This is a genomic window from Arthrobacter sp. 01T419, from assembly GCF_056398865.1.
In genome coordinates this window covers 24,639-35,030 of sequence record NZ_JBFTQF010000025.1, presented here as the reverse complement: position 1 = coordinate 35,030, position 10,392 = coordinate 24,639, and the positions used below count along the sequence as shown (strand labels likewise).

Annotated in this window: 10 protein-coding genes and 1 pseudogene; 3 read left to right on the top strand and 8 right to left on the bottom strand. The window is 63.3% G+C overall.

Annotation, left to right across the window (positions count from 1 at the left end; translation table 11 throughout):
• Positions 1–786, top strand: a pseudogene (locus AC1DLO_RS22105) (DUF3417 domain-containing protein); the annotation flags it as partial.
• 48 nt (positions 787–834) lie between these two features.
• Here the strand turns inward: AC1DLO_RS22105 and AC1DLO_RS22100 are convergent.
• Genes AC1DLO_RS22100 through glgX form a run of 3 tightly spaced genes read right to left on the bottom strand, consistent with a single transcriptional unit; the run spans position 835 to position 3,817 of the window.
• Positions 835–1,194, bottom strand: a complete 360-nt coding sequence (locus AC1DLO_RS22100) for a barstar family protein (RefSeq protein ID WP_476891791.1) — start codon at positions 1,192–1,194, stop codon at positions 835–837.
• Positions 1,195–1,201: 7 nt separating this feature from the next.
• Entirely contained in the window at positions 1,202–1,699 is a 498-nt protein-coding gene (locus tag AC1DLO_RS22095) for a guanyl-specific ribonuclease (RefSeq protein ID WP_476891790.1), read from the bottom strand.
• 12 nt (positions 1,700–1,711) lie between these two features.
• Complete coding sequence (gene glgX / locus AC1DLO_RS22090) at positions 1,712–3,817, bottom strand: glycogen debranching protein GlgX (RefSeq protein ID WP_476891789.1); 2,106 nt, start codon at positions 3,815–3,817, stop codon at positions 1,712–1,714.
• Positions 3,818–4,098: 281 nt separating this feature from the next.
• On the opposite strand from glgX, the gene AC1DLO_RS22085 reads away from it, so the two are divergent.
• The gene (locus AC1DLO_RS22085; RefSeq protein WP_184740850.1) at positions 4,099–4,911 is read left to right on the top strand and encodes a carbon-nitrogen hydrolase family protein; all 813 of its coding nucleotides are present in this window, start codon (positions 4,099–4,101) and stop codon (positions 4,909–4,911) included.
• Between the two features lie 113 nt (positions 4,912–5,024).
• Here the strand turns inward: AC1DLO_RS22085 and rlmB are convergent, their stop codons facing one another.
• From rlmB to AC1DLO_RS22060, 5 genes are all read right to left on the bottom strand, one after another.
• Positions 5,025–6,020 (bottom strand): 23S rRNA (guanosine(2251)-2'-O)-methyltransferase RlmB, encoded by a 996-nt coding sequence (rlmB, locus tag AC1DLO_RS22080; protein ID WP_184740851.1) that lies wholly within the window; start codon positions 6,018–6,020, stop codon positions 5,025–5,027.
• Between the two features lie 79 nt (positions 6,021–6,099).
• On the bottom strand, positions 6,100–7,563 hold the full coding sequence (gene cysS, locus AC1DLO_RS22075; protein ID WP_476891788.1) for a cysteine--tRNA ligase: 1,464 nt from the start codon (positions 7,561–7,563) through the stop codon (positions 6,100–6,102).
• 57 nt (positions 7,564–7,620) lie between these two features.
• Positions 7,621–8,130 (bottom strand): 2-C-methyl-D-erythritol 2,4-cyclodiphosphate synthase, encoded by a 510-nt coding sequence (gene ispF, locus AC1DLO_RS22070; protein ID WP_476891793.1) that lies wholly within the window; start codon positions 8,128–8,130, stop codon positions 7,621–7,623.
• 20 nt (positions 8,131–8,150) lie between these two features.
• The gene (gene ispD, locus AC1DLO_RS22065) at positions 8,151–8,933 is read right to left on the bottom strand and encodes a 2-C-methyl-D-erythritol 4-phosphate cytidylyltransferase (protein WP_476891787.1); all 783 of its coding nucleotides are present in this window, start codon (positions 8,931–8,933) and stop codon (positions 8,151–8,153) included.
• 73 nt (positions 8,934–9,006) lie between these two features.
• Complete coding sequence (locus tag AC1DLO_RS22060; RefSeq protein ID WP_011690592.1) at positions 9,007–9,489, bottom strand: CarD family transcriptional regulator; 483 nt, start codon at positions 9,487–9,489, stop codon at positions 9,007–9,009.
• A 295-nt stretch (positions 9,490–9,784) separates the two neighbouring features.
• Between AC1DLO_RS22060 and AC1DLO_RS22055 the strand changes: the two genes are divergently transcribed.
• Positions 9,785–10,336: a hypothetical protein gene (locus tag AC1DLO_RS22055; RefSeq protein ID WP_476891792.1), complete on the top strand. Its 552-nt coding sequence runs from the start codon at positions 9,785–9,787 to the stop codon at positions 10,334–10,336.
• The last annotated feature ends 56 nt before the right edge of the window (positions 10,337–10,392 follow it).

Here is a 10,392-nt window from a genome sequence, read left to right as displayed (position 1 = left end):
ATGAAGGCGGCCATCAACGGTTCGCTGAACCTGTCCGTGCTGGATGGGTGGTGGGATGAGATGTACGACGGCGAGAACGGCTGGGCGATCCCGACCGCCAACAACGACGCGTCCCCCGGCGAACGCGACGACATCGAGGCCGCCGCCCTTTACGAGCTCCTGGAGACCCAGGTGGCCCCGCGCTTCTACGGCTCCACGGTCTCCGAGCACGCCGGCGCCGCAGGTCCCTCCCAGTCCGCCCCGGAGGCCATCCCGACGCACTGGGTCTCCATGATCAAACACACCCTGGCGCACCTCGGCCCGGCAGTCTCGGCCGAACGCATGCTCCAGGACTACGTCAACATGCTGTACCGTCCGGCAGCGGAATCGGGACGCCGTGCCGTAGCCGGTTCATTCAAGGAAGCGAAGGAACTGGCAGCCTGGATCACCAAGATCCGCAATGCCTGGCCACAGTTGATCGTGGAACACGTCGATTCCGTCGGCGTCACCGAGGAGCCGCAGATCGGCGACACACTCCAGGTCAACGCCTACATTGCTCTGCATACCCTGACGCCGGACGACGTCAGCGTGGAGGTGGCCTACGGGCGGGCCGAAGATAGCGACGAGCTGGAAGACATCGCCGTGGCCGAACTGAGCTCGTTCGAGGACCTTGGCAACGGGCGCCACCTGTTCACCGGCTACATCCTGATCAACCGCTCCGGATCCTTCGGCTATACCGTCCGGGTGTTCCCGAAGCACCCCTCCCTGGCGTCCAAGGCCGAACTGGGCCTGATCGTCAACGCATAGCGGCCATGGCGGCCGGGTGGGCTCACGCCCATCCGGCCGCCACGGGTACTACTGCTGAAAGACCGCGATGACGGCGATGTCACGCCCAGAGTAGGATTCGGCGTCCTGGAGGATTTCACAGACCACGCCGAAGGACCGGTCCGTCCGATAGGCCGCCGGGACCTGCCAAATCAGCGTGACGGGCGGCTGGTCATCCTCGGACACACTGTCTGCGAAATCGTGGAGTGAGTCGTTGAGGGCGTCCAGGTTCACGCCGTAGTACTCGGGGAAATCGAGCACCTGGCCGAAGACCTCCAGGACTGCCTGCTTGCTTGCTGCCGGGGGCACCATCACGGTGCGACGGCCGGCGTCGGACACTTGCTCCTGCAGTTCTTCCAGTGTCCAGGTGTCTGCGGAATAGATCTTCATGGTGCCCCTACTTGCCTTCGACGATGAACTTGAATGTAGCGTAGTGATCCGGCGTGTAGAACTTCCCGCCGTCCTTGCCCGTGATGATCCGCTGTGCGCCCCGGTCCGCTTCGCCGGGGGTCTTGACCGTGTACTCCTGATAGAAGCCGCTGGCCTTCTTGGGGAGCAATCCTTCGAAATTTCCGAAGTTGATTCCATCCCGTTCGTAAGGATACGGTCCGCCCTTTGCGATGAGGGCCAACGTTTGCTGGGCCTCCTTCGGCAGTTGGGAGGCGTTCACGGCCGGCAGGCCGGACGTGTTCGTGGCCGGCCCAGTGCTTGCCGGCGCCGAAGACCGAGCCGGCGCGGCGTTTGCGCTAGTTCGGACACTGGAGGTGCCGACGTCGGCGTCCTTCGGCGCCGTTCCGCCCACGACGCTGCCGCCAACAACGGCCAGCACCAGCACGACGGCGGCAATCACCAGCCCGGCCAGGGTCAACAGGAGCCGGTTTCTGTTCCTGCTCATCGGTACTGGATCCTAGGTGCGGTAGACGTTGATGGTGTTGCCTTGGACCACTTCCCGCTCGCCCGCCGCAACCAGCGCTCCCTGCCTGCGGTCATTGAGCTCGGAGGTTGTCATGCGCAGCTCGAACATACGGCCTCCCGCGCCCGACTCGGCGATCAGTTTGGGCAGGACGATCTTCTTGTCGTCCTTGTTCCCGTTGATCACGATCAGCCCGCGGTAGGCGCCGCCTTCCGAACTCATGAGGAGTTGCACAATCCGCAGCGAGGGATCGTGCCAACGGGCGGCCGTCATAGGCTGGCCCTTGTCGTCAAACCAATCAAGGCCCGTCCGGCTATCCGGGAAGCCCTCGTCCTGCGCCTGCAGGAAGTCCTTGCGGAGCCGGACCACCCGTTTTGTGCTCCGCAGCATCTCATGGGACTCGGGTGTCTGGGTCCAGTCGATCCATGTGAGCGGGTTGTCTTGGCAGTAGGCGTTGTTGTTGCCCTGCTGCGTGCGACCGAGCTCGTCGCCGGCAGTGATCATGGGTACGCCGATGGAGAGCATCAACGTGGTCATGAGGTTGCGCTTGGAAAGGGCACGCGCGGCGAGGATCGTCTCGTTTTCCGTCCGGCCTTCGAATCCGTGGTTGTAGCTTCGGTTATCGCTGTGGCCGTCACGGTTTTGCTCGCCGTTGGCCTCGTTGTGCTTGCGGTCGTAGGACACCAGGTCGGCAAGGGTGAAGCCGTCATGGGCGGTGATGAAGTTCAGCGAGGCGAGCCTTGAGCGTCCCGAGGGTTCAAAGACCCGGGCAGAGCCTGTTAAGGCGTCGGCCAGGACTCCCACGCTGCCCCCGGACATCCCGGCGTCGGCAGCGCCGCGGTCCGAGAGCCAGAAGCGGCGTACGCCGTCGCGGAAGTGATCGTTCCAGTCCACCCACCCTTTGGGGAACCGCCCGGTCTGCCAGCCGCCGTAGCCCACATCCCATGGTTCGGAAATGAGCTTGGACTTGGAAAGCACCGGGTCCTCGGCGATCCGGGTGAGGAAAGGGTGCTGGGGATCGAACTCATTGCCCGCGTTGCGGCAAAGGGTCACGGCAAGGTCGAAGCGAAAGCCGTCGATGTGGAATTCGTCCACCCAATAGCGCAGCGAATCAATGGCCAGATCCACTACCCTGGGCTCGGCGAAGTCGAGGGTGTTGCCGCAACCGGTGGTATCAAGGTAGCGGCCGTGGGCATCGTGGCGATAGTACTGTTGCTCGCCCAGGCCCCTGAAACTGAAGGTGTCGCCGTCGGGCCCGCCTTCCGCCGTGTGGTTGTAGACGACGTCGAGGATCACTTCGATCCCGGCGGAATGCAGGAGTTTCACCATGCCCTTGAATTCGTCCTGGACAGCATGCGGTCCAGCCAGTTGCGCGGCTTGCGTGGCATAGTCCGCGTGGGGAGCAAAGAACGCGGCGGTGTTATAACCCCAATAGTTGGTCAGGCCCAGATTTTGCAGGTGCTGTTCGTCTACGTGGAAATGGATGGGCAGCAATTGAACGGACGTCACACCCAACGATTGGAAGTGCTCAATCATGGCCGGGTGTGCCATGCCGGCATACGTTCCGCGGAGGTGCTCGGGGATATCCGGATGCAGCATGCTTTGGCCGCGGACATGCGCCTCGTAGACGATGGTGTCCCGCCACGGGGTGCGAAGCGGGCCGTCGTCACCCCAATCAAAGGCCGAGTCCATACGGACTGAGCTCAGCAGCTCCCCGCGTTGGTGTACCGCCCGGCCGTAAGGATCGAGCAGCAGCGGTTCGGCGTCGTCGGCGTCAAAATCCGGAGCAGGAACGGAGAGTGGCAGCGCTTCCCCAACCGGCGCGGCGCGGAAGCCGTATTGGGTGCCAGGCGGCAGCCCGTCCACGATGCCGTAATGAACACCATCGGCGAACCTGGGCAACGTGTGGACCTTCCAGGAGTCCCCGGGGGCCTTGTAGGCGATTTCGACTCGAGTGAGACCCGGGGCCCAGACGGCGACGTTGACCCTGTCGGCCGGGCTGTGTCCGTCGAGGCTCCCAGGCCGCGGAATACTCAACCCGAGCGGCGATGGCCGCGAGGCGTCCACTGTAGATGCTGTGTCAAAAATCGGCATAACCATTAGTTGAGAGTTTAGTCTCCGACGCCAATTCTCCCGCGCTCGCGACTCATATGACAGTGCGCATGCCCGGCGATCGCCACGCCGCTTGCGGCCTCAGCGAACGAAAACATGCCGCTCACCTGCTTAAACGTCGCACTGTCCGGTTTCTGACACGTTGAGCGAAACGGGACGCTGCCCTGATTGTGTCGAATGAGCCGAATGAACCCGTCCACACCTGGATGAGTTCGTATCCTCCTCACGGTCGTTGCATACTTTGGCTATACACCAATGTGGAGGTAATTGTGCGAATCGCCCTTGCTCAAATCATCAGCGGCCGCGAGTTGGCAGACAACCTGGCCCTGTTGGAGGACTATGCCCGTCGGGCCAAAGAAGGCGGGGCCGAGCTGGTGGTCTTCCCGGAAGCGACCATGCGGGCGTTCGGGAATTCCCTGCTCGACATCGCCGAGCCCCTGGATGGGCCGTGGGCCAGCCGGGTGCGGGAGATTGCCCAAGAACTTGGGATCGTGATCGTGGCCGGAATGTTCACGCCCGGGGTTTCATCCGATGGCAGCGGCAACGGCAAAGTCAGGAACACCCTGATCGCCACCGGGCCGGGAGTAGAGGCCAACTACGACAAGATCCATCTCTTCGACGCCTTCGGCTTTGCGGAATCGGACACCGTTGATGCAGGCACCGATCCAGTGACGTTCGATGCCGGAGGCCTCACCTTCGGCCTGGCCACCTGCTACGACGTTCGATTCCCAGCCCTCTTTACCGCCAACGCCGATCGCGGTGCCGAAGTGAACATTGTGTCCGCATCCTGGGGCGCAGGGCCAGGCAAAGCCGAACAATGGAAGCTGCTTGCGCGTGCCCGGGCGATCGACACCACAACCTTCGTGCTCGCATGCGGCCAAGGCGACCCCGCGAGCCAAGGCATCGAGCCCAAAGGTGCCGCGCCCACCGGGGTGGGGCACTCCGTCGTCGTGTCCCCCTTGGGCGCCGTGCTGGAAGAGCTCGACGCCGGGCCTGGCCTCTTGTTCGCGGAGCTGGATGCCGCCGTCGTCGAGGACGCGAGGGTCAAGCTCCCGGTCTTGGCGAACCGCCGCGACTTCTAAGGCGACTTCCAAGGGGAACAGCAACGCCCGCTCACTATGAAGAAGTGAGCGGGCGTTGCTGTTTTTGGCACTATAAGTGAGCGGGCGTCGGCGGCGTGCCGCCACCCATCTTGCTACTTGGCGGCGCGCTGTCTTGAGACTTCGTACAGGGAGATGCCCACAGCCATGGAGGCGTTGAGCGATTCCATAGCCGAGTCGATCGGGATGGAAATGATCTGGTCGCAGTTTTCGCGGACCAGGCGGCTGAGGCCCTTGCCCTCGGAACCCACCACGATGCAGACGGGATCGGTGGCCAAGGAGAGATCCGGCAGCGAGACGTCGCCGTCGCCATCGAGGCCCAGCACGAAGATGCCCATCTGCTTGAACTGCTTCAGGGCGTTATTCAGATTGGCCGCACGGGCCACAGGAACGCGGACTGCCGCGCCCGCGCTGGTCTTCCATGCCGACGCCGTGACACCGACGGAGCGGCGCTCGGGCACAATCACGCCGTGGCCGCTGAAGGCGGAAACGGAACGGATGATGGCGCCCAGGTTGCGGGGATCGGTGATGCCGTCCAGCGCAACGAAGAGGGGCGCGTTGGGAATGTAGCCCTTCTTCCACTTAGCGACCGTCTGCTCGGCGAGATCGTACGCGTCTTCGTACTCGTACGGCGGGATCTGCAGGACGAGGCCTTGGTGCACGGCGTCATCGGTCATGCGGTCCAGCTCAGGCTTGCCGGTTTCCAGCAGCGGGATGCCACGTTCGGCAGCGAGCTTGAGGGACTCCTTGACGCGGTCGTCCATCTCGATCCGGATGGCAACGTGCAGCGCCTTCGCGGGGATTCCGGCGCGGAGCGCCTCCACCACGGAGTTGCGTCCAGTGACTACTTCCTCAGTAGCGCGGCCCTTCGGACCTGAGCGGGCGCCCGGGTTGGAGCGGCTGGTGCCGCCTGCCGCGCGCTTGGCAGCCGAACGCTCGGCAAGCTGCTTGCTCTTGTACGCCTTGTGGTATTCGCGGTCCTCGGCTTTGGGGGTTGGACCCCGGCCTTCCAAGGCCTTTCGACCGTGGCCACCGGTTCCGGTGGTAGGGCCCTTCTTGTTCTTGACAGCCCGGCGACCGTTGTTGGCCATGAATTCCACCCTTGATTGTGTTGAGTACGTCTGCAATCAAGTCTACTGAATCAACTTAAATCGGGACGACGACGGGATGTCAGTCCCGTTTCAGGCTCCAACTGGCGCCATCGGCGCCATCCTCGACGGCGATACCTGCCGCCGCGAGAGTGTCGCGGATCGCGTCGGAAGCCGCCCAATCCTTATTGGCCCGCGCCTCGGCCCGCGCCTGCAACTGGGCTTCCACAAGGACTTCAAGGGCCTGGGCAGTCTCGGAGTTCTCCTGGACTTCGCCGCGGACATCGTTGAGTCCAAGCACGGTAGTCATGGCCAGCACGGCTTGGAGCGCCTGCTGCGCCCCGGTGTCGTCACCGGACGCCAGCGCGGTGTTCCCAGCACGAACCGTTTCGTGCAGGGCACCCAGAGCCTGTGGCACGTTGAGATCGTCATCCATGGCAGCAGCAAAAGAGTCCGGCACCGGGCTCGACGCGGGGTGCGCGGCGAATTCGCCACCGAACTTCTTGGAAGCCTTCGCAACGAAACCGTAGATGCGCTCTACGGCGGCCGCCGCCTCCTGAAGCGAGGTGGGCCGGTAGTCCAGGATGGAGCGGTACTGTGCCTGGCCTAGGTAGTACCGGACAACCCGTGGACTCGCGAGCTCGAGCATTTCTTCGGGGCTCACCGTGTTGCCCACCGACTTGGACATCTTTTCGCCCTCATAGGTGACCATGCCGTTGTGCAACCAGAAATTGGCGAAATCGTCGCCCGCGGCTTGGGACTGCGCCATCTCGTTTTCGTGGTGCGGGAAGCGCAAGTCCAAGCCGCCGCCGTGGATGTCGAACTGCTGGCCCAGGTACTTCGTTGCCATGGCCGAGCATTCAAGATGCCAACCCGGCCGGCCGGTTCCCCACGGCGAAACCCAGCTCGCCGTCGTCGGCTCCCCGTCTTTGGAACCCTTCCACAGCGCAAAGTCGCGGGGGTCGCGCTTCCTGCTGCTGAACTGAGGTTCGACGTCCGCCGCGCCCTGCATGTCGTCGATGTTCTGGCGGGTCAGGGAGCCGTACTTGCTCCAGGATCGGACGTCGAAGTAGACGTCCCCGGAGTCGTCCAGGGCGGGGTAGGCGTGGCCGCGGTCGATGAGCCTTTGGATGAGGGCGTGCATCTCCGGGATGTGGCCCGTGGCGCGCGGTTCGTAGGTAGGGCGGGAAACGCCGAGAACGTCGTAGGCCTGCTCGAATTCCTGCTCGTAGCGGTAAGCCAAAGCCCACCATTCTTCATTGGCTTTGGCCGTGGGCTCCTCGGCCCAGTCCGGCCCGAAAGACTGCAACGACTTGGCGAGGATCTTGTCGTCAATGTCCGTGACGTTGCGGATAACCGTGACGCGCAGCCCGCGGTATTCGAGCCAGCGGGTCAGCTGATCGAACGCGATCGCGGAACGGACATGTCCCACGTGCGGCATCCCCTGCACCGTGGCACCGCAGTAGTAGACGCTGGCTTTGCCGGCTTCAAGGGGAACGAAGTCGCGGACTTCGGCGGATGCGGTGTCGTAAAAGCGCAGGGTCACCGCTCCAGATTAGCGGATGCGCACCATCTGGCTTTGTTGCACACCATCTATCTCTGTTTAGGTGCCGTCGTTTGGGGGCGCTGCCGGCACGGCGTAGACGAGGGCCGTGGCGACGGCGGAAATGCCCTCGCCCCGCCCCGTGAAACCCAATCCATCGCTGGTGGTCGCCGTGACACTGACGGAAGCTCCTGCGGCGGCGCTGAGGACACGCTGCGATTCTTCACGCCGCGGCGCGAATTTTGGTTTGTTGGCAACAAACTGCACTGCGACATTGCCGATTTCGAAACCGGCGTCGCGGACAATCCTGGCGGCCTCCCCCAGCAACTTCGCTCCGGAAGCGCCGGCGAATTCGGGACGGTCGGTACCGAAATGCGTTCCCAAGTCACCAATGCCGCAAGCCGAGAAGAGCGCGTCAGCGGCCGCATGGGCAACGCAATCGCCGTCGGAATGCCCGGACAGCCCGCGCTCCCCCTCCCACAACAGGCCGCCCAACCACAGCGGTTGCGGATCGTCCTCAGGTGCGTAGGCGTGCACGTCCACCCCGATGCCGGTGCGCGGCAGAATCATGGCTCCGTCCCGGGAGTTCATCAGCCTTCCACCCAGCGGACTCCGAGCGGGCCTTCCAGTAGGCCTTCGGCAATGATGAGGTCCAACGGCGTGGTGATTTTCAGCGATTGGCTGGCGCCCCGAACTGCGTGGACGGGCACGCCGAGGAGTTCCACAAGCATGGCGTCGTCCGTGACAGCCGCGGACTGGGCGTCGTCGAACCCTGCGGCCGCAGCATGGGCGCGCATCAAGGTCTCATAGTCGAATCCCTGAGGAGTCTGAACAGCCCGTAATTGCTCCCTCGGGGCGGTGCCGGTGACGATCTCCGGTGCTATTCCGGCGTCGTCCCCGGCAGTTTCCACAACCATCTTGACGGTGTCCACCACCGGTATGGCGGGGATGACCGCTTTGGCCCCTGCGGCGAGCGCTACGGCAACTCGGTGGAAGACCCGATCGGGAGTCAGCGCGCGGGCAGCGTCGTGAACCAGCACGGCGCGCGTTCCCTCGAGCACCGCTTCGAGAGCGGCACGGACCGAAGCGGCGCGGGTGGACCCGCCGTCGACCACGGTAATCAACGGCCCGTCAGCGCCCAGTTCCTGCCGGAACTCCTCACAGAGCTCGCGCAGTTCCATATCCCCTGCAGGGACCGCCACACAAATCTGCCGGGCGACATCTGCCATGGCGACTCCGCGGAGGGCATGGGCGAGGATGGCTTCGCCGCCCAACGGCACCTTTGCCTTGGGCATGCCGTAGCCAAGCCGCTCGCCGGAGCCTGCCGCAACGACGACGACGGCGGTGGCCTCGCGCTGGGATGGTGTAGTCATGCGCTCAAGCCTACGTGGCAAAAGGAAACCCCGGCGGCAGGTTGCCACCGGGGTTTAAATCTTTGAATCTTTGTTAGGAAGCCAGAACTTCGTCGAGAACGCTTGCGGCCTTCTCTTCGTCGGTCTTCTCAGCCAATGCCAGCTCTGAAATCAGAATCTGGCGGGCCTTGGCCAGCATTCGCTTCTCACCTGCGGAAAGGCCGCGATCGTGATCACGGCGCCAAAGATCGCGGACGACCTCTGCAACCTTGATGACGTCGCCGGAAGCAAGCTTCTCCAGGTTTGCCTTGTAGCGACGGGACCAGTTGGTGGGCTCTTCAGTGAACTCGGCACGGAGAACGTCAAATACGTGCTCCAAGCCTTCCTTGCCCACTACGTCGCGAACCCCAACAAGGTCTACGTTTTCTGCTGGAACTTCAATGGTCAGATCACCCTGAGCCACCTTGAGCTTGAGATACATTTTCTCTTCGCCCTTGATAGTGCGCATCTTGATTTCTTCAATTTTTGCTGCACCGTGGTGAGGGTAAACTACTGTCTCGCCGACCTCAAAAACCATGTGGACTTTCCCCTTTCCCGCAGACCAGTTTATCACGCTTAAGGCATACGATTGGCACGGAGAGGGGTCCTGAACCCCGTAAATACGCGGAAAGTGGCCTTTTCGGCCCTCCGGCACCCCCTTGACGCAAGGGCATAAAAGTGCATAGGGCGCTGCGCCCCGAAACACGATACGCCGCCGGGAGGGCCGCCACAATGGTGCTCGGAATCCTTGTTTGACCTGGTTTGCCGATAGGCTATGCCTGAAAAGTGTTCCAATGACTCTAAGAGGAGTACGTGTCGTGCGCATTACTGCGATGAACCGTGTCCAGCGCGGCAAGCTAGCGATGGCGGCGGCCGCCATCGGCATCGGTCTCTTGTCCGTGACCGGCTGTGGCTACATCAACGCCCAGCAGACCAGCCACCAGTACGCAGCGTCGGACGGCGTCAGGGAAGACCTCGGTTCGCTGCAGCTGCGCAACATGCTCATTGTCTCCACTGGCGCCAACAAGCCGGGACGCGTCATTGGTGCCGTCTTCAACACCTCCTCCAGCGATGCGACCCTGACAATCAACGGGGCCAGTGGCTCGCAGACAAGCATTCCGGTCAAGGCCAAGTCCCAGACTTACCTCAACGAGACCACTGACGCCGCCATTCTGAGCACCAGCGGCGGAAACCCCGGCTCCTTGGTTTCCGTGACGATCAAGACTGGCTCCGATTCGCGCACCGTGCAGTTCCCGGTTCTGGACGGCTCCTTGAAGGAATACGAGAAGTACATTCCCGCCACGGCCACGCCGAGCCCCTCTGTCAGCGGTTCGGCCACGAGCAGCGCCACGCCCACGCCGAGCGCGAGCAGCACCGGCCACTAAGCGCAAGCGCCTCCACCGCCCTGGGCGGCAGGCAGGCCCGGCAAACCCGCAAGAAC

Bases quoted from the DNA above. Each gene is read 5' to 3' on its own strand.
- glgX (WP_476891789.1), bottom strand. From the start codon at position 3,817: ATGGTTATGCCGATTTTTGACACAGCATCTACAGTGGACGCCTCGCGG.
- AC1DLO_RS22060 (WP_011690592.1), bottom strand. From the start codon at position 9,489: ATGGTTTTTGAGGTCGGCGAGACAGTAGTTTACCCTCACCACGGTGCA.
- ispF (WP_476891793.1), bottom strand. From the start codon at position 8,130: ATGATTCTGCCGCGCACCGGCATCGGGGTGGACGTGCACGCCTACGCA.
- AC1DLO_RS22055 (WP_476891792.1), top strand. From the start codon at position 9,785: ATGAACCGTGTCCAGCGCGGCAAGCTAGCGATGGCGGCGGCCGCCATC.
- AC1DLO_RS22100 (WP_476891791.1), bottom strand. From the start codon at position 1,194: ATGAAGATCTATTCCGCAGACACCTGGACACTGGAAGAACTGCAGGAG.
- AC1DLO_RS22095 (WP_476891790.1), bottom strand. From the start codon at position 1,699: ATGAGCAGGAACAGAAACCGGCTCCTGTTGACCCTGGCCGGGCTGGTG.
- rlmB (WP_184740851.1), bottom strand. From the start codon at position 6,020: ATGGCCAACAACGGTCGCCGGGCTGTCAAGAACAAGAAGGGCCCTACC.
- ispD (WP_476891787.1), bottom strand. From the start codon at position 8,933: ATGACTACACCATCCCAGCGCGAGGCCACCGCCGTCGTCGTCGTTGCG.